Origin of the sequence: Alteracholeplasma palmae J233, from assembly GCF_000968055.1 — a bacterium.
GTDB lineage: Bacteria > Bacillota_I > Bacilli_A > Acholeplasmatales > Acholeplasmataceae > Alteracholeplasma > Alteracholeplasma palmae.
The window spans coordinates 447,664-467,146 of sequence record NC_022538.1 but is presented as its reverse complement, the minus strand read 5'-3'; the positions used below and the strand labels follow the sequence as shown (position 1 = coordinate 467,146).

Here is a 19,483-nt window from a genome sequence, read left to right as displayed (position 1 = left end):
ATAATACATATTCAGGCTTATAAAACTCATACCATTTTATAGGTTGTTTTACGTGTATCGCATATGTTGATTGTCTACCCTTCTTCTACTACATAATGGTTATACGTTACAATTTTAGCCCCTGTCACATTTCCATTTGAGCCAAACTCATGTGTAGATCTCCATGAAGAAACGATATCAAGTCTCTTTTTGAAGAACATAAAACCTTTTGATTCTGCCTTTCCTACAATTAATGCAAAATGCGATGTATTAACAATGTTTAAACTATAGTATAAACCAACCATAGGTGCCTCTAAACTTGAATCAGTTATAGTTTTAATCTTATACTCACTACCAAGATACTTATCAATTCCAGCAGTAAATTCTCTTGCCCAAACACCTTCAAAATTTACTCCTAGATAATTTCTCCCATCAATACCCCAATTCATATTATTTCTAATATCTTTTAGTGTTTCTCTTGGTTTATCGCTATGAGCTATTTTTATTCCTGATAATTGATATGTTTGAATTAAGTTATTTGCTGCTTGAGGTCCACAGTCAGATAAATCCTGATCATCAGTAAAAATGGTATACTTGCCCTTTTTGTTATTGCTATCTGCAAGCCTATTTGAAATACTTTTTGTTATTTTAAAGTTTTTGAGATCGTTTTTTGCATCAAAAAGCGGTTTAAAAATATTTGATGCAAAATATGATTCCCCTTGAACTTCATCTTTTTTGATACTGTTAACACAATTAGGTGAAAATTGATTATTTTTTTTAATGTAATAACCACCATTTATCCTATATACTTTTTCATCAGTTTTCAATAAAGTATGATTTTTATGACTAAGTCCATATAAAATATTATCTTCACCTATTGATAAATAACCTTCATTAAAAATAAAGTAAAAACCAATATTTTTATCACCAGAATCATATAAACCGATTGTTTTTTCTAATGATAATAAATTCCAATAAATACCATACTCTTCTAAATATGAATTCTTAATTTCTTCTAAGTTATTTTGAACGAAATTAATTAATTCTTCTTTTTTTTGTGAAACAGTGGAAGTAAAAACCGTGACCATTAACATCAATGTAATTAAACTTTTCATAAGTGTCCCTTTTAGGGATCACCTCCTTCACTTTAATAATTGCCGTAAATGAAGGTTTTACTTTTTTTATACTCTATAAAAATTATAATATTTATAATCTATATGCATTTTAGGTGCAATTCCATTATCTGTTTTAATAATAGAAAGTGTAACACTTTTAACTTTTTTTAGTTCTTCTAATTTTTTCACTATTTCATTTTTATCTTTTGGAAATATTGTTTTTAGATGATCTAAATATATTGAATTGTGTATCAAATCATCATATTTAATTTTTAATTCAATCAGTCTATTACCGACTGTGATGTCTTTTGTATTAGCACGCGTAAAAAAATCTTTAATCATTGGTAGTAGGCTACTAAATCCTTCAACATCGTCTACTAACGATAAGTCCTCATTTATTTTTTTTATAATAGAACGCGGAATATTACTTGTTGTATCTACTTTTCCTTGGCTATTTTTCCCAGAAATAAAATCTTCTAAACTAGAATAGACCATTTTAGTTTCCTTGCTTACATAATATTCTCTATTATACATTCCGTTTATCTCACTTTGATTCAAAAAATCAACTCTTGATTTGTCTAATAACCCTATATAATATGTTTCATATTCATGAATATAATAATTAAGATTAGAATCTTTAGATAAGTACACATGTACCATGCATCTTTCCTGTTCATCATAATACTTATTCTCAACAGACTCTTCTGTTAGCCCCAATATCAAATCCTTGGCCTCTTTTACATCTTTTCTAGTCCCACACCCAACCAATAAAAACGTTGTTAGAAATATCGCTAATCCGATAAATATTTTTTTCATACCATTCTCCTTTTTGATTATTATATAAATACCTCTTAATTATATAATACCCAAAATTTTGATTTTACTTTTAAATTATTAAAAAAGGTATACCTTTTTAAGATATACCTTCGAAATTTTCTTATTTTGTTTCAATTACTGCGTAATCGCCATCTTCTCTAGCGTAAACTACATTGACTTTATGCGTATCTTTATCTTGATAAACATAGAAACTATGTCCTGAAACTTCCATCGCAAGAATTGCTTCTTCTGATGTCATCGGCACTAGTTCTACTTGTTTGTTTTTAACAAGTTGTGTTGCTAGAATTTCTTTTTCAAGCGATTCAACATCTAATTCTTGATTAAATGCCTGCTTAATTCCTTCTTTTTCAAAATGGTTTTGTAATTTAGTTTTATGTTTTCTTATTTGTGCTAACAATGCATCAACACTTCTGTCAATTGCAGTATACATATCCTTATCTGAAACCTCTGCTCTTAAGATAATATTAGGAGCTGGTATAGTTACCTCAATTTTATGATGATCTTTATAAACTTTACAAGTAACGCGTGCTACTGTGATAACATCGTTTCCAAAGAAGTCAACAACTTTTTGTAATCTCTTCTCTGCATAATCCTTAATTGCTGGTGTTGGTACAAATCCGTTTTTCCCTGTTACTTCATATTTCATAATTCATCTCTCCTTTGTGTATCATTGTTATAAGTATTATATCTGATAAATTTAGATTAGCAATCAATTTAACTAATTCTTCATCTACCATGTCTATAATTAATATTATCATATCATAATTTTGGGGCTCTTTGCTATAAATTTGAATAGCGTCTTTCAAATACGGATGTTTTCCAATATCATTTTCATCAATATTTTTACCTATGATATGTAAGTGTAATAAATAATTTTTGATCGGTATAGATCCAAAATGTGTGTTTTTATGATAAAACTTTGTTTTACATCTTAGACATACTTCATGATGTACTTTTTTAAAAAAATTATTTATTGTTATTTCTTGAATGATTCTTTTATTACAAATACAACAATTCATTTTATCACCTAATGATATACTAGTTGATTTTTAAATGATTACTATTTGTAATCGTTTTCATTACACCTATATTATAACATTGTTTTCTTAAGAATGCTATAATGTTAGTGGTGATTATATGAATAAAATAGCAATCAAAATGATAAAAGCTTATCAAGAAAAAATTTCAAGTCAAACTAATCCAAAATGTCGCCATACACCAACATGTTCCCAATACGGATTAATAGCCTATAAACGCTTTAACTTTTTTAAAGCTAGTTTTTTGACTGCTAAAAGAATATTATCTTGTAATCCCTTATTTAAACCTAAGTATGACCCCGTTCCAGAAAAAGTCTTGAAACCAAATGATAACTTTATTTTTGCATGCATAGCAAAAAGTGATCTATCTGAAACTATAGTTGCTTATGACTTTAAGTCATTTATTGACCTTACATATAAATTTGATTTAGTTCCTGAACCATTAGAAATTATCTGCCTTGATAAAACTAAAGTCACTTATACTCTAAATAACAATGGTTATATTTTAAATAAATCAGATGCAATTAAAAATGCAACTGATATCCTTAATTATGAATCTTTTAGTGATGGGCGTTATAAATTAAATAAGGCTTTTAAAAAAATAAATACTTCTTATACTAAATGTAACGAACCCCAATAGTTGGACCCAATAAAATTGGAAAGGCTATTGGGTTTTTTATTATGAAATTAAACTTAGAAGATAAATTGAATATTATTCAGATGGTTGAAAAAGGTATTACTATAAAGCAAATTGCATTAAACTATAACGTTAATCGTGCGACTATTGATACAATATTAAGAATTCATAGAATGCATGGTTCTTATTACTTTAAAGAAAAAGGTAAGAATAGAGAGTATTCACAAGAATTTAAATATAAAATAGTTCTAAGAATATTAGAAGGTAAATCTAAATCATCTATAGCCACAAAAATAGGAGCTAATGTAGGTTTGATTTACTCATGGTGTAAAAGATACGATCAATTAGGATATAATGGACTTATCACAAAACAAAGAGGTAGACCAATGAAGGATAAGCCAAAATCTAATTTAGAGATTAAAGAACAAACTAAAGATGAAATCATTAGGGAATTAGAAGCTAAAAATAAACGTCTTGAAATGGAAAATGATCTCTTAAAAAAATTAAAAGCCTTGGTTCAACGAGAAAACAAAAAATAAAAATCATACACGAATCAAGGTCTAAGTATGAACTAAAGATGATGCTAGAGTTTTTTTGTATCAGTAAGTCAACTTACTTTTATAACGTAAAGAACTATAATTTTCCAAAAAAAGATGTCGATTTAGAAAATAAAATAACAGAAATTTTCAATTATCATAAATCAAGATATGGCTATAGAAGAATCACATTATCTTTAAAAAATGAAAATATTCTAGTAAATCATAAAAAAGTTAAGCGTATTATGAAAGAACTTGGTTTATTTGCTAAAAACCAAAAGCTAAATATAAGTCATATAAAGGTGAACTTAGTAAGACAGCTAAAAATCATTTATTAGTGAAAAAAATTGATACAGAAAAACATACCACCTATTATGAAAGAGACTTTACTACACAGGGGTTAAATCATGTTTGGGGAACAGATGTATCAGAATTTCATATAGCATCAGGAAAACTATATTTATCGCCAATCATTGATTTTAATAATAGAGAAGTTATATCATATAACATATCTAAAGTTCCTAATTATACTCAAATAGAAGATATGTTAGATAAAGCATTTGAAAAGCATTCTAATTTAAATGGATTAATATTCCATTCAGATCAAGGCTGGCAATATCAAATGATTCAATATCGAAAATCATTATCTGAAAAAGGCATTATTCAAAGTATGTCTAGAAAAGGAAACTGCTTAGATAATTCAATTGTAGAAAATTTCTTTGGAATTCTAAAAAATGAGATGTTTTATGGGCATGAATATGAATTTAAAACATTAGATGAATTAACAGTGGCTATAGAAGAATATATAAGGTATTACAATTTAGAAAGAATTACAACAAAATTAAAAGGATTGAGTCCATATCAATATAGACAACAATCCTTATCATTAGTTTAAGTACATTATTAGATTATTTTATTAAGTCCAACTTATTGGGTTCATTACAAAATAGTTATCTTTTGATAACTTTTTTTTATAAAAAAAGTGATTACTCTTTTTAAGTAATCACTTCATCAATTAATTATTTTTCTCTAATGGAGCATTAAATACTTCCATATCTAATTCTTTTTCTGATTTAGCTACTACTGTAGCAGCAACACCAGTTCCTACAACGTTAATCATTGTTCTACCCATATCAACTAACGCATCTACTGAAACAACTAAGGCAATACCTTCTAATGGTAATCCTAGGGCTGATAAAGTAACGGTTGCTGCAATTGTTGCGATTCCAGGAACACCTGCAATCCCAATTGAGGCAATTGTTGTTGTTAATACTAAAACTAAGACTTGTACAAAACCAAACTCAATACCATAAGCATTAGCTGTAATAACAGCTACCATAGCAGGAAAAATCCCCCCACAAGCATTCATACCAACGTTAGCTCCAATTGGTGCTACAAAGTCTACAATTGGTTCTGATGCTCCAATTTTTTCTTTTAGTGTTCTTTGTGTTACAGGTAATGTACCATAACTACTTTGTGTAGTAAATGCAACTACCATGGCTTGTGAGAATTTCTTAATAAATTGAATAGGAGAAATTTTGTGAGCTGCTAAAATCCCCATTTGAACGAAGACAAAGTGGAATGCCATAGCTCCGTAAATTAATCCAATATATAATGCTAGATTTTTTAATGCATCTATATTATTTCTACCTACTGCATATGACATAAAGGCAAATACTGCATAAGGAGTTAATTGAATAACAAATTTAGTAACTCTTACCATAATTCTATTGAATGATTCATTGAATTCTAAGAATGGTTTCATTCTTTCAGGTTTTCTCTTGCTTTCAACAATAATTGCTACTGAAACAAAGATTCCAAATACTACAACTGGAATTGCTACATTGCCACTCATTGCTGTAACAATATTGTTAGGGAAGAATCCTAATATGACATTTTCAATTGTTGTAATTGTTTTACCAGTTGCATCTGGATCTACAGCAAATCCTTTTCCTAAATTGAATATTGATGCAAATCCATATCCAATTAAAGTAGCAGCCGCTGTTGTTCCTAATAACCAAAATAAAGTTTTACCGCCTATACGTTTCAACTTATTAGTATCTTCTAATGAAGTAAAGCTTTTTATTACTGCTGTTAAAACTAAAGGCATAACAACCATTTGAATTAATCTTAAATATAATTGTCCAATTGGTCTAATTGTTGCTGTAATTGTTGTTTCAGCACCATTGAACTGTGTTTTAGTTTGACCAAATATTAGTCCTACTATTAAACCTAACAACATACCTGTTAAGACTTTATAACTAAACTTAACTTTTTTCTTACTCATAAACATTAATAATCCTACTACTAGGATTGCAACTAGATAGAGCACACCTTTTTGCCAACTATCTATTTCATAATTTTTAAACATTTTATTTTCCCTCTTTTTCTTTTTTTATATGATTAAATATTCAAATAAAGTAGAGTCAACATCGAAACAATTTTATATTAAACATGATAAGTCCTCTTTTCATTTTGCCTATTTATTTTACCATGCATTAATTTTTATTTCACCTATTATGTCTTATTAAGAAGTTTAAAATAGACTCAGTTGATACAGTTGCAAATTTAAAAAATTACATTAAAAAAGAGGATAAAAATATCCTCTATTTTCTATTTTTAATAACTTTCATTCGAGAAAATTCTTCTCTTTCTCTTTCTTCTAAAACATTTCCGATAAATTTAACTTTATATTCTAAATCTGGCATGACAATATTTTTTAATGCATTGGCTCTTTTTTGAGATTTTCTAATCCCATTTGCTAATCTATATGCACTATTATCTATTTCTGCTAGTTTAATTGTTAAAACTTTTACATCTTGAAATGCTTTAAAAGCCTGATCAAATTTACTATTTGTAGCACTGAGTCCATAACTTAATTTAATTTGTGGTTTTTCATGATGAATTTTAGGTATATCAACACCCATAACACTCATATAGCTTACTTCTAATCCATTATCAATTGGGACAGCTTTAGCAATATCTCCAACAATTCCTAGTGTGATATTTGCATCTTGTAAAAGTCTATATGCTCTTTTATATGTTTCAGAAATTTCATCTCTTATTTTTGCAACATCATCTAATAAACTCATCATTTCACGCATTAAAATATTTTTTTTACGTTCCATTAAATCTTGCCCAAGTTTCGCTAACTGATAACTTTTCTTTATATTAAGCAAATTACCTTTAGTAGGAATAATTTGACTATTCATTATTATTTCCTTTATTAATAATTGAACTTGCAATATCGTTATGAGTTATTTTAAAACGTTTTTGGGCACTTTCAGGATTATAAAATTGATTAATTACTTTTTGATCTAATCTATTAAGTTCACTTACTGGTAGAACAGATAATAAATCCCATCCTAAGTTAAGGGTTTCTTCCATTGTTCTGTTTTCATTTCCTTGAGATAAGAAATATTCATCAAAATATTTACCATATAATAAATAAGCTCTATCAATATCGTTTAACTCATCTTCACCAATAACAGATGCTAATGATTTAGCTTCTAATACTCTAGCGTATGAAGCAAACAATTGATTAGCTAAGTCTTGATGGTCTGCTCTAGTATATTTCGCACCAATACCATCTTTCATTAAACGTGATAATGAAGGTAATATATTGACCGGTGGGTAAATTCCCATTTGGTGTAATTCTTTGCTTAATACAATTTGCCCTTCTGTGATATATCCAGTTAAATCTGGTACTGGGTGAGTGATATCATCATTTGGCATAGTTAATATTGGAATTTGTGTTACTGAACCTTTAGCCTGTTTAATAATACCAGCTCTTTCATATAATGAAGAAAGGTCAGAATACAAATATCCTGGATAACCTTTACGTCCTGGAATTTCACCTTTAGAACTTGAAAATTCTCTTAAAGCTTCACAGTAAGCAGTCATATCTGTTAATATAACTAAAACATGCATATCTTTTTCATATGCTAAATATTCTGCAGCTGTTAATGCAGCTCTTGGGGTTAAAATTCTTTCAATAATAGGATCATTTGCAACGTTAACATACATAACAACCTTAGACATAACGTTAGCTTCTTCAAAAGCTTGTCTAAAATAGTTAGCCACGTCATGCTTAACTCCCATTGCGGCAAACACAATACAAAATTCTTCATTTGAATCATCTGATAGTTTAGCTTGTTTAACAATTTGAACCGCAAGTTCATTATGGCTTAGTCCTGAACCTGAAAATATGGGTAATTTTTGTCCTCTAATTAAAGTAGTTAGAGTGTCAATACTACTAATTCCAGTATGGATATAGTTACGTGGATAAACTCTTGAAACTGGGTTTAATGCACTACCATTAATATCGAATCTTTTTTCAGAGAATACATTACCTAAACCATCTAATGGTTCACCCGAACCATTAAATACTCTACCTAAAATTTCTTTTGATAAAGATATTTTCATTGGTTCACCAGTAAAAGTTGTTTTGGTTTCAGTCAATGACATTCCTGTAGTTCCTTCAAATACTTGGATAGCTACTTTATTGCCGTCTATTTGAATAACTCTACCTTTTTTAGTTTCTCCATTTTTAAGTTCAATTGTAACAACTTCTTCAAATGAAGCATCTTTTACATTTTCTAAGAAGATAAGTGGTCCATTAATTTCATCTAATCCAATATATTGATATTTCATGGTTTCCTCCTATCGAATAGTTTGAATACTTTTATCTATTAAATTATAGTATTCATCTAATTTTTCTAATTTATTATTTTCAACATCATATTTTATTTTAACAAGTTGTTCAAAAATTCCTGTTTTCAAAAGTAAACTTAAAGCTTTATCACTTTGAATGAATTTCTTAGCTTCTTTATATAAATACAATATCACATTCATCATTTTTAATTGTTTTTCTAATGGTACATAAGTATCTTCTTTATGAAAAGCATTTTGTTGAAGATAACCTAATCTAATCACTTTACCAATTTCAATAATTAATTTTTGATCATCTGGTAAAACATCTGAACCAATTAATTTAACAATTTCTAATAGTTTATTTTCTTCTGCTAAAATTGCCATCATTTGTTTTCTATCTTCTAAAAATTGAGGAGAAACAAACTCATTATACCATGGTGCTAAATCAAGCATATATTCAGAATAACTTAAATTCCAGTTGACTGCTGCATAGTGTCTTTCATATGCTAATTGTTTATCAAGTGCCCAGAAACATCTTACAAAGCGTTTGGTATTTTGAGTTACTGGTTCTGAAAAGTCAGATCCTTGAGGAGAAACAGCTCCAATAATAGAAACTGATCCTTCTTTTTGATTAAGGGTTGTTACAAGTCCAGCTCTTTCATAAAATTGAGAGATACGACTTGGTAAGTATGCTGGGAATCCTTCTTCAGCAGGCATTTCTTCTAATCTACCACTGATTTCTCTTAGTGCTTCTGCCCAACGTGAGGTTGAGTCAGCCATAACAGCTACATGGTATCCCATATCTCTATAGTATTCAGCAATTGTTAATCCTGTGTAGATACTTGCTTCACGAGCAGCAACCGGCATGTTAGAAGTATTAGCGATTAATACTGTTCTTTCCATTAATGATTTGTGAGTTTTAGGGTCAATTAATTCTCTAAATTCTTCTAGAACTTGAGTCATTTCATTACCGCGTTCCCCACAACCAATATAAACGATAATATCTGCATCACACCATTTAGCTAATTGGTGTTGCATCATTGTTTTACCTGTACCAAATCCGCCAGGAAGAGCAGCTGTACCGCCTTTAGCAATAGGAAATAGTGTATCAATAACTCTTTGTCCAGTAATAAGTGGAACAGAAATTGGTAATCTTTCTAAAATAGGTCTTGGTGTTTTAATTGGCCATTTTTGTAAGAAGGTTACTTCTTTGATTGTTTTATCTTCTAATTCTACTTTTAAAGCTACTTCATTAATAGTATGGTTACCATTTTCTAGAACTTCTATAACAGTTCCTTTTATATGACTTGGAATTAAAAAGCGATGTTCAATTAAACTAGTTTCTGGAGTTGTAGCATAAATCATTCCTCCAAAGACTTCATCACCTTTTTTAACTTTAAAAGTAATATCCCATTGTTTTTCACTATTAAGTTGTTCTACATCACTACCTTTTGACATATAGGCACCATGTGTCAGTGCAATTGTTTCTAAAGGTCTTTCTATCCCATCAAAGATATGAGTTAAGATTCCAGGTGCTAAACTAACTGAAACAGGCATTTTAGTACCAACTACTTCATCATTTACTTTTAACCCTGCAGTACTTTCATATACTTGAATAGTTGTTAAATTTTTTGAAATAGAAATAACTTCACCCATCAATTTTTCTTTTCCTACATAGACCATTTCTAACATAGAAAAATCTTTTGTATCTTTAATTTTAACAACTGGTCCGTTTATTGAATATACGGTGTTTGCCATGCTTTCACCTCTACTTTTCTACTACAAATAATAAAGAGTTTTGGTAGAACCATTCTTTAGCTTCTTTGATTTTTACATCAAAAGTTTGGTTAACTTCTAAGTTATTTGTTTTTAATACAACTAAAATCCCACCCGTAATTGAACTGTTTTCTCTAATTTCATAATCTTTTAAAATTGTTTTCACAGGATCTTTAGGAGAAATTTCAATGTAGTTAATTTCTTCTTTAATATTTTTTAACGTTTCTAATACTTTGTTTTTATATGCTTCTGTTTTCATATAGTCACTTAATTTGTTTTTAAGTGATACTACTAGTTCTTCTAGTAATTGTTCTCTTTTACTCATTAATTCAAGATGATACTTTTTCTTTAACTCGCTTAGACTTTTTTGATGTTTTGAAGTTAATAATTTTGCTTTAGCATCAATAGTAATTTTTTTACTTTCATCTAATTCATTCTTCACTGTTGTTAAAGCAGTATTTTTCATCTCTTTTAATTCTTTTTTAAGTTTTTGAATAATTAAAGAAGATTCATTCTTAATTGTTTGATCAAAATACTTATATAAATTTTCTTGGTTTGAATAATCCATAATAATTCACCTCATATCTTAAAGCCAATGGCTTCACTTACATATCGGTTAATTGATTCACCAATATTGCTTTCACCATGTCTATCAGGTATTTCAACAATTAGAGGCTTAGTTTGTCTAAGTTTAAGTTCTGAAATAACTTCTGGGCATAGTTTGATTAATTTTGTTGTGATTAAAAGAATAGCAATTTCGTCATTCTTTGTTAATTCGTTTAAATTTTTTAAAACTTCATCTTTAGTATGAATGACTACTCCTTCAATGCCTACAAGTCTCATCCCTACTAGAGTATCCACATTATCACTTAATAAGTAAAATCTCATTGGAAAAGACCTTCTTTCTTATAGTGTGTTTAAGATTAATATTGAGATTAACAAACCGTAGATAGCTACCCCTTCACCAAGAGCAACGAAGATCAATGATTTACCAAAGTTTTTTGGATTTTCTGAAATAGCACCAATAGCTGCTGGAGCTGCGGCTGCAACTGCAATCCCTGCTCCAAGTGCTGATAGACCTGTTGCGATAGCTGCTGCTAAATAGCCTAAACCCTTTGCCATTCCACTGTCTGAAGCTGCTTGTGCTGCTTCTTCACCAGCTGCAAACGCGATTGGTGCTGCAACTGTTACACCTACTAGTAGTGTAAAGAACATTACAACGTGTAAGATAATTCTTCTTTTAGCTGATAAAGCACTCACCTTACCTTTAAATACCTTTACTAAAGGTAATACAATTAATAATAATACTAATATTGGAACAATAACACTCATAACTTTTAACATTTTCATTTCCTCCTAAAATTTGATTGGCGTAAATGGAATTCCATCGCCTTCATAATATCTTGAAAACATTTCATAAAATTCTAATCTTAATACTTGAATTCCGACTATTAGTCCTTCAAGCCCCATAACAAATATATTACCAAAAATAGAGACAACAATTCCTGCTTGGCCTGTCATTTCCATTAAGGTATGTACTACAAGCATCATTCCAGCATGGGATAGAATAAATCCACCAACTCTTAAAAATGACATTGTATTTGTAACATATGACAACATAACTTCAAATAATTCAAAGAATCCTTCAATAAAGAATCCTCCAAAACCATTTGGAAAAGCCTTTTCTTTATTTAACTTTCTTTCCAGTGGTTCTTTAAAGAATATCACTAATAAAGGAATACCTATTAAAAGAAGAATTGTATATATGTTAAATAAATTGATTTTAGCTTGCATATTTAAAACGATACCTATTAAAATGAAACCATAAAATAATAGCCCCATAATACCATTATTAGAAATAGTGCCCTCTATATAATCTTTGTTTTTAAACTTAACATATATATTCATAATAATTGCTGATAAAATCAATACAGCTCCTAATAGAACGGTTGCAATCAGTAGATTCATCGTAACACTACTATTCATTACTTCAATAGGATGTATACCTAAATATTTCTCATAGAGTCCAGGTAATAGTTTTTCATCTCCAAAAAATGAACCATAAGCTAATCCAAAGACTGCTGATGATATACCAATTCTAGATATAATTTTACCTAATGGAAGTTTCTTATATTTAGATAGTAAGAAACCAATTAAGGACATCAATAATCCTTGTCCCACATCACCAAACATGATTCCAAATAATAAAGTATATGTTATAGAGACAAACAAGGTAGGATCAATATCTTTATATGATGGAGTTCCATACATTTCAACAAACATTTCAAATGGCTTACTAAACCAGTTATTAGATAATTTAGTAGGTGGTGTGATGCGCTTATCACTATTTGCTGGTCTAACTTCAATTTCTAGGTCGCTAATGCCTTCAAAGTGTTGTTTAAATTTATCTGCGTCTTTTTTAACTATAAATCCGGAAATAGAAAATCTTTCACCAAGCCCAACAACATACTTTCTAGCTTCATAAAGTTTTCCTAAGAATTCTAGTTCTGCTTTAGTTGTTGATAACTCAGTCATACATGAATTTTTCATATAATCAAGTTGATCTTTTAAAACCTTTAATTGTTCAGTCATCTTAGCTAAGTTTTCTTGAAGTTGTTTTTCTGCTTTATCAGGTGTTCCATGAACAAATTCAGGTATTCTAATTCTTTCGAAAAATAGTGTCGCGAACATATTATCAATTTCTTGTTTATATTCTTCGGTCATCATATACATACACCAGATGTGGCCATCTATTTGGCTAAACTCTTTAAATACAAAAGGTTTATTTCTATAATATTTAATTTTTTCTTGACTATCCATTGGAATTCTACCAAATCTTACGTAAAGAAATTTACATGAGAATATGTCATCCAATGAAACTTTTAAGTTATCTATATTGTGTATTTGATCAATTGCTAATTGATGAAGGTTGATATCACTTTCTAATTTTCTAATGCTTAAAATTTCTTGTTTTAATTTTTCATGAATTATAACAACATTATCATGCATTTGATCAATATTATATTCTAGATTTTCTTGTTTAACTACTGGTAATTTGAAATTAAATTCTGACTCAATTTCGATAATTTCATCTAGTAATGATTTAAATGGATTTGAAGAACTAAATGTTTTTAGCCCTCTTACTCTATCTACAAACTGTTCAGATGAAATTGGATGAAACTCAGGAAATTCAATAAATCTTTTTAAAACTTGTTCTAAGTTAGTCAATTCTGAACTGATTGTAACAAGTTTCATTTTTGCAATTCCCAAGGTAAACACTTCCCTTCACTTTATATTCTTATACTTTTTTTTCAATATTTTGACTTCTTTTTTTAATGCTGGAAGTGCTAAAATATTCATTTTATCATTAGTTACTAAATCATATATTTGATTGACTTTAGTTTCATCAATATATCCGGAAACCGAAACCCTTTTGTCATAATCAATAATATACGGAAATATTTTATTATAAGATTCTTCCTGTTCTAAAAAGTTTTTAGTTTCAGAAAGAATTTCTAATTCTTGTTTAACAAAAACTTTTTGTTCTTTTCGAATTTTTAGAATTTCTTTTTCATTTTTCACTAGTTCTTTTTCTAAAATTGTAATTGCCTTTTTAGGAAGTTCTTGAATCTTGCCTGGTAAATAAATGCGCTCAAATAGTAAGCTTGAAAAAATATTATCTACTTGTCTTTCATAGTAATTACTTGTTGCATATAAGCACCAACATACGTTATTTTCTTCACTTAAAACTTCAAAAATAAACGGGAGATTCCTATAGTACTTAATTTTCTTTCTATTTTCACTTGTGATTTTTCCTATTCTTGCAACAAGAAATTCACATTCAAATATCTGTTCTAATGATATATCTAAAGTTTTTAATTTCTTTAGAATTGAAATTCTTTTTTCTATTCGATTCATTTCACTTTTTATATTTTCTATTGCTTGATCAAAAGCTTCATATTTATTTTTAAAGTTAGAAATGATTTCAAAATTTTTCTCTAAATCTTTATCAAATTTTCCAGTTGTTTTCTCTTTTGTTTTGATTTCATGTAATTGAAGAAAATTTAAAAGGTTTTCGTATTCTTTAGTTAATTGGACATTTTTTCTTAAGCCTTGTGCGTTTTTTGAAGTAACAATAATATCTTTTGATTCAATCAATTTAAAATTAGGAACACTTTGAATCATTTGAATCAATTCTCTTAAGTTTTCTTTTTCAGTAGAAATTGTTACATTTAATAACTTGTTTTTTCTAAACATATTTTTTCACCTACACAATGATGATTTCTTTAATTTCATTTTCAGGTACATTATATCTAATGCCTTCTATAATATGAATTAAATTATCAATTTGTGTATTACTAATCGTAAGATATGCTAGATAAACCAAAGGTGCTTCTTTACTATATAGTAAAGTTTTTTTTGCTAATTGATAACTAACTGTATCCATATAGTTTTCAATATATTGATTGGCACTTGATAGATTGCCATCATATTTGCCTTTACTATATATTTTAAGTAAATCATCAGGGTTTTCAAAAGAAAGCATTGCGTTTAATTTATTTTCATTGATTGTATTATATTTATTAACAATGACTGCTTTAATTTCATCATCATTAAACTCATAATATTTTTTCAAACGATAAATCTTAATTACTGTAGATAAGTCTGTTTTAGTTTTCATAATATTTTTAAGTTGTTTTTTTAAGCTTCCTTTGAAGTTTTTTTCAACTTCATGATTAACAAACTCGAAATATTTTTGTTCTAGAACTGACTCAAATTGATTATATTTAATTTCAGTATTTTCCATTTCTTTGTATGGCAACAATAACTTATAGTAACTAGTTTCTTTTAAAGAGTCTACTAAATCACTTAGATTCTTTGACTTAGAAATTTGTAATAAGTCTAATTTTGAATATTGATCAAAGAAAATAGGTAAGTCATTTATGACATCATAAGATTCATCTGATATAAAGGATTTGATCATTGATAAAATAATATCGTGTTCTTTATGAATGACATCGATTTGATAAAAACTTTTATATTTAGCAGCTGAATATCTAATCAGTTTTAATACTTGACTAAAATGATATTTTTTGATTGTTTCTTCTAATCTTTTTCTATTTAAATTTTGATCTGAGACGCCACTAAAAGCTTCCAAATAAAAAGGATGCGAACGCAAATACGACGCAACCTCTTCTACTGATTTTTTTTTAACTAGTTGAGTGAAATCATCTTCATTCAGCAGTTTCCCGTAGATTGCTCGAGCTTTAGTGACTAATGCATTTTCAAGTAGCATATCATCACCTCTTTACTCTATCGCTAACTTAAACATTTCATTAATCCATTGTTCTTTGTTTTCATCAAAACGTTGATCCAAATTCTTAGTCGTTGTTTCAAATGATTCTTTTAGCTTCTTTTCTTCTAATTGGAACTCTGATTGTAAATTCTTTTCTTTTTCTTCTAACTCTTGAATTACTTTTTGATTGTTGGCTTCAACCATTTTAGCTTTTTCTTTTTTGATACTATTAGCAAGCATTTCTTTTTGATTCTTTAAGTTATCAATTTCTTTTCTTGCTTTTTTATCTAATTCAATTACTTCTTTAATTAAACTTTCCATGGTACACCTCCATTTAATACTATCATATTATACTCTTCTGATATTTAACTGTCAAATCTATGAAAACGTTATATCATTTATAAATTTTTACTAATAAATAAAAGCAGACATCATAAGTTATATATGGTGTCTACTTGTCATCTAGTATGCTCTTGCAAATAAAATTGTTTGCGTTGCTTTTTTATTAGTTACAGGGCAAGTTTCAGTTATTAATGTTTGATCAAATGGTAATACACGAGCTGTAGCCCCTGTTTCTTCTTTAATTCTAATCTCTGCTTCTTCACCAGCAACACTCATTAAAACATATCCGCCTTTGTCTAATAATGATTTAAACTCATCATATGTTTTAGCAATATGTCTGTTGTTTTTTAAATGATCTTGTGCTTTTTCTAGCATTCTATTATGAATTTCATCTAGTAAGTCTTTCATAGAGTTATTTACTAAATCTAAATTCATTTGTTTCTTTTCTCTATTATATCTTGTAAATACAGTAACTTCATTGTTTGCTAGATCTCTTGGTCCAACTTCAATTCTAACAGGAACACCTTTCATTTCGTGTTCACTAAATTTCCATCCCGGTGTTCTATCTGTATCGTCTAATAAAACTCTAATTCCATTTTTTGTTAATTCATCATATAGTTTTTTAGACGCTTCTTGTACTTCAACTTTTTGTCCTTGAATAGGAACAATAACTACTTGGTTAGGAGCAACTCTTGGAGGTAATACTAATCCTTCATCATCACCATGAACCATAATAATCGCACCTATTAATCTAGTAGAAACACCCCATGATGTTTGAAAAGCATACTTTAATTGATTATCTTTGTCTTGAAATTTAATATTAAAAGCTTCTGCAAATCCATTACCAAAGTAATGTGAAGTTCCAGATTGTAAAGCTTTCCCATCATGCATAAGTGCTTCAACTGAATAAGTTTCTTCTGCCCCTGCAAATTTTTCTTTTTCTGTTTTTCTTCCTGTAACAAAAGGTATTGCTAAAAAATCAGTTCCTAATTTTTCATATATTTCTAGCATATTTAAAGTTTCTTCTCGTGCTTCTTTTTCACTAGAATGAACTGTATGTCCTTCTTGCCATAAGAATTCTTTTCCTCTTAAAAACGGTCTAGTTGTCTTTTCCCATCTAACAACACTGCACCATTGATTATATTTTTTAGGAAGGTCTCTATGTGAAGAGATGATTTTAGCATAATGTTGTGCAAATAAAATCTCTGATGTTGGTCTAATAATCAATCTTTCTGCTAAATCTTCAAGTCCTGTTGTTGTTACCATTGCTGTTTCAGGAGCAAACCCTTCAATATGATCTTTTTCCTTTTGGAATAATGATTCTGGAATTAATAATGGTAAGTAAACATTTTGATGTTGTGTTTCTTTGAACTTTTTATTTAAATAATCTTGAATGCCTTCCCATAAGGCATATCCGTAAGGTCTATATATAATAAATCCTTTTGCATCTGAATAATCCATTAATTCTGCTTTTAAACAAAGGTCTGTATACCATTGTGCAAAGTCAACATCTCTTGATGTAATGGATTCTACTAATTTTTTATTTTCTTTATTATTACTCATTTTAAATTACCTGCTATTTCTTATTTAGTTAAAACTGTAGTATCTTCTTTAAATTCTATTTTTCTTTCTTTATATAGATGCCCTAAAGCACGTTTAAATGCTTTTCTGCTTAAACCAAAAATTTCTAGAACAGTTTCAGCATCAGTTTGTGCTGTATATGGCATTGTGCCATCATTGTTATTTAAATAATCTAGAATCATTTCAGCATCTTCATATCTAACAACTTCTTTATTAGCAATAAAAGTTCCTTCATACCCAATGGGTGATTTGTATGAAATTTTAACAGTAACAAATTCACCTAATCTATATTTTTTTCTAATTTGGCTATTTCTTACTAAAATAGTTTTCTTATCTTCCGTAACAATAAAAATACCTACTCTACCTAATAAATGAACATAACCCGATACTTCTTGATTTATTTCTAAGTTGCCCATTGGAGCATCTCTTATGACTTCAAATAAAACTGGCTTAGCAACCATTTTTCCTTTGACTCTTAAGTCTACATATAATTTATCATGTACTTGTGGCCACTGAGTTGTTTCATATGGCAAATCATCTTTTGAAAATAAGATATCTTTTGAAATTCCTAAATCTAAGAAAACTCCTAAATTTGGATTTACATCTACTACTTCTAAAAATGCTGGTTCTAAAATAGTAGTGATTGGTTTTTTAAGAGTAGCTGCTACTCTACCTTTGTGATCTAAATATAAAAAAGCAGAAATTTTTGTTTCTGGTTCTAATATTTCATTATTTGATTCATTAAAATGTAAAAAGACTTCTTCTCCCTCTTCACTTTTTAGAACAAATGCAATATCACTTTTTCTAACTACTATTAAATCGTTTATTTCTCCTACTTTTAAGGACATTTCACACCTCATATGTTGATTCTAATACATCAATTAAATCATTATATCTTTCTAATAATTTTTTAATTAAAAAGCTAATTAGGCTTTCTAAGTCTTTTTCTTCTTTAAATGTATCAATGGATTTCATATATTCATTTTTTTCTGTTTCTTCTATTGTTAACGCAATATATCCATCAAATAATAAATAATAATTCATAATTAATCTGGCAAGTCTTTGATTTCCTTCAATAAAAGGATGGATTTTTGATAAACCAGCGTGAGCAAATGCTGCTTTTTCTACAGTAGTTCCTCTAAATCGTTCTAAATCAAAGAAATACTTTTTCATTCTATCATAAACTTTAACGTAATCTGGTGGTTGGTGTCTAGAATTAGATAATTGTAAATTAACATTTCTATATCTACCACCTTGTAAAATGCCATCAAACAAAATCTCATGAATATCTTTTAAAAGTTCTTCACTCATTCTACGTCTTTGTATAGTTAATTTTTTAATAAATTCGTAAGCAGAAACTAAATTTAATACTTCTTTTTGTTCTCTTTCACTAAGGGTTGAGACAATAATTTTTTTATCGATAAGATGTGCTATTTCTTCTTTAGTTAATTTGCATTTTCCATCTAAGCTCATCATATCAAATATAAACTGTATTAAAAATGAGTGTTCTATTTGTTCGCACTTACTGTCTTCGCTCATTCCTCTTAATTCATTATAGTGCAGTCTTTCTGACTCTAATAAACCTTTTTCCATCTTATCGCCTCACTTACACTAACATTATATCATATTTAAATAGATAATATAGTGTCTTTGTAGAGAGAATAAAAACAAGCAGAAGTTAAATTCTGCTTGCT

At 28.5% G+C, this 19,483-nt stretch carries 22 protein-coding genes; 4 read left to right on the top strand and 18 right to left on the bottom strand.

What is annotated here, in order from left to right; all coding sequences use genetic code 11:
- Nucleotides 1-74: 74 nt before the first annotated feature.
- From BN854_RS02270 to BN854_RS02255, 4 genes are all read right to left on the bottom strand, one after another.
- Complete coding sequence (locus BN854_RS02270) at nucleotides 75-1,094, bottom strand: hypothetical protein (protein ID WP_045959703.1); 1,020 nt, start codon at nucleotides 1,092-1,094, stop codon at nucleotides 75-77.
- A gap of 66 nt (nucleotides 1,095-1,160) precedes the next feature.
- Nucleotides 1,161-1,910, bottom strand: a complete 750-nt coding sequence (locus BN854_RS02265) for an LptM family lipoprotein (RefSeq protein ID WP_026657026.1) — start codon at nucleotides 1,908-1,910, stop codon at nucleotides 1,161-1,163.
- Nucleotides 1,911-2,031: 121 nt separating this feature from the next.
- Nucleotides 2,032-2,577 carry a ribosome hibernation-promoting factor, HPF/YfiA family gene (gene hpf, locus BN854_RS02260; RefSeq protein ID WP_026657025.1) on the bottom strand — a complete coding sequence of 182 codons (546 nt, stop codon included), beginning with the start codon at nucleotides 2,575-2,577 and terminating at the stop codon, nucleotides 2,032-2,034.
- On the bottom strand, nucleotides 2,567-2,950 hold the full coding sequence (locus BN854_RS02255) for a hypothetical protein (RefSeq protein ID WP_026657024.1): 384 nt from the start codon (nucleotides 2,948-2,950) through the stop codon (nucleotides 2,567-2,569). The genes hpf and BN854_RS02255 overlap by 11 nt, the downstream gene beginning before the upstream one ends.
- Before the next feature lie 118 nt (nucleotides 2,951-3,068).
- Here BN854_RS02255 and yidD point away from each other — a divergent pair, with 118 nt between their 5' ends.
- From yidD to BN854_RS02240, 4 genes are read left to right on the top strand one after another with little or no spacing between them, the layout of a single operon-like run.
- Nucleotides 3,069-3,608 carry a membrane protein insertion efficiency factor YidD gene (gene yidD, locus BN854_RS07545; RefSeq protein ID WP_026657023.1) on the top strand — a complete coding sequence of 180 codons (540 nt, stop codon included), beginning with the start codon at nucleotides 3,069-3,071 and terminating at the stop codon, nucleotides 3,606-3,608.
- A 41-nt stretch (nucleotides 3,609-3,649) separates the two neighbouring features.
- Entirely contained in the window at nucleotides 3,650-4,144 is a 495-nt protein-coding gene (locus BN854_RS02245; RefSeq protein WP_026657022.1) for a helix-turn-helix domain-containing protein, read from the top strand.
- Nucleotides 4,145-4,182: 38 nt separating this feature from the next.
- Entirely contained in the window at nucleotides 4,183-4,479 is a 297-nt protein-coding gene (locus tag BN854_RS07640; RefSeq protein ID WP_084600779.1) for an IS3 family transposase, read from the top strand.
- Complete coding sequence (locus BN854_RS02240; protein ID WP_026657020.1) at nucleotides 4,479-5,036, top strand: IS3 family transposase; 558 nt, start codon at nucleotides 4,479-4,481, stop codon at nucleotides 5,034-5,036. The genes BN854_RS07640 and BN854_RS02240 overlap by 1 nt, the downstream gene beginning before the upstream one ends.
- A 120-nt stretch (nucleotides 5,037-5,156) precedes the next feature.
- Here the strand turns inward: BN854_RS02240 and BN854_RS02235 are convergent, their stop codons facing one another.
- From BN854_RS02235 to BN854_RS02170, 14 genes are all read right to left on the bottom strand, one after another.
- Nucleotides 5,157-6,512: a dicarboxylate/amino acid:cation symporter gene (locus tag BN854_RS02235; protein WP_026657019.1), complete on the bottom strand. Its 1,356-nt coding sequence runs from the start codon at nucleotides 6,510-6,512 to the stop codon at nucleotides 5,157-5,159.
- A 235-nt stretch (nucleotides 6,513-6,747) separates the two neighbouring features.
- Nucleotides 6,748-7,353, bottom strand: coding sequence for a V-type ATP synthase subunit D (locus BN854_RS02230; protein WP_026657018.1), 606 nt, complete (start codon nucleotides 7,351-7,353; stop codon nucleotides 6,748-6,750).
- Nucleotides 7,346-8,794, bottom strand: coding sequence for a V-type ATP synthase subunit B (locus BN854_RS02225; RefSeq protein ID WP_026657017.1), 1,449 nt, complete (start codon nucleotides 8,792-8,794; stop codon nucleotides 7,346-7,348). The genes BN854_RS02230 and BN854_RS02225 overlap by 8 nt, the downstream gene beginning before the upstream one ends.
- A gap of 9 nt (nucleotides 8,795-8,803) precedes the next feature.
- Nucleotides 8,804-10,552 carry a V-type ATP synthase subunit A gene (locus tag BN854_RS02220; RefSeq protein ID WP_026657016.1) on the bottom strand — a complete coding sequence of 583 codons (1,749 nt, stop codon included), beginning with the start codon at nucleotides 10,550-10,552 and terminating at the stop codon, nucleotides 8,804-8,806.
- 10 nt (nucleotides 10,553-10,562) lie between these two features.
- A complete protein-coding gene (locus BN854_RS02215; protein ID WP_026657015.1) occupies nucleotides 10,563-11,138 on the bottom strand; it encodes a hypothetical protein in 576 nt (191 codons plus the stop codon).
- An 11-nt stretch (nucleotides 11,139-11,149) separates the two neighbouring features.
- Nucleotides 11,150-11,458, bottom strand: coding sequence for a V-type ATP synthase subunit F (locus tag BN854_RS02210; protein ID WP_026657014.1), 309 nt, complete (start codon nucleotides 11,456-11,458; stop codon nucleotides 11,150-11,152).
- A gap of 18 nt (nucleotides 11,459-11,476) precedes the next feature.
- Entirely contained in the window at nucleotides 11,477-11,914 is a 438-nt protein-coding gene (locus BN854_RS02205) for an ATP synthase subunit C (RefSeq protein WP_026657013.1), read from the bottom strand.
- Nucleotides 11,915-11,926: 12 nt separating this feature from the next.
- Entirely contained in the window at nucleotides 11,927-13,849 is a 1,923-nt protein-coding gene (locus tag BN854_RS02200) for a V-type ATP synthase subunit I (RefSeq protein WP_407921724.1), read from the bottom strand.
- A gap of 6 nt (nucleotides 13,850-13,855) precedes the next feature.
- Complete coding sequence (locus BN854_RS02195; RefSeq protein WP_026657011.1) at nucleotides 13,856-14,827, bottom strand: V-type ATP synthase subunit I domain-containing protein; 972 nt, start codon at nucleotides 14,825-14,827, stop codon at nucleotides 13,856-13,858.
- Nucleotides 14,828-14,837: 10 nt separating this feature from the next.
- Nucleotides 14,838-15,866, bottom strand: coding sequence for a V-type ATPase subunit (locus tag BN854_RS02190; protein ID WP_026657010.1), 1,029 nt, complete (start codon nucleotides 15,864-15,866; stop codon nucleotides 14,838-14,840).
- 12 nt (nucleotides 15,867-15,878) lie between these two features.
- The gene (locus BN854_RS02185) at nucleotides 15,879-16,187 is read right to left on the bottom strand and encodes a hypothetical protein (protein WP_026657009.1); all 309 of its coding nucleotides are present in this window, start codon (nucleotides 16,185-16,187) and stop codon (nucleotides 15,879-15,881) included.
- 141 nt (nucleotides 16,188-16,328) lie between these two features.
- Nucleotides 16,329-17,771 (bottom strand): proline--tRNA ligase, encoded by a 1,443-nt coding sequence (gene proS, locus BN854_RS02180; RefSeq protein WP_026657008.1) that lies wholly within the window; start codon nucleotides 17,769-17,771, stop codon nucleotides 16,329-16,331.
- 20 nt (nucleotides 17,772-17,791) lie between these two features.
- Nucleotides 17,792-18,637: a S1-like domain-containing RNA-binding protein gene (locus BN854_RS02175; protein WP_026657007.1), complete on the bottom strand. Its 846-nt coding sequence runs from the start codon at nucleotides 18,635-18,637 to the stop codon at nucleotides 17,792-17,794.
- A gap of 1 nt (nucleotide 18,638) precedes the next feature.
- Nucleotides 18,639-19,382, bottom strand: coding sequence for a Fic family protein (locus BN854_RS02170; RefSeq protein WP_026657006.1), 744 nt, complete (start codon nucleotides 19,380-19,382; stop codon nucleotides 18,639-18,641).
- Nucleotides 19,383-19,483: the final 101 nt, after the last annotated feature.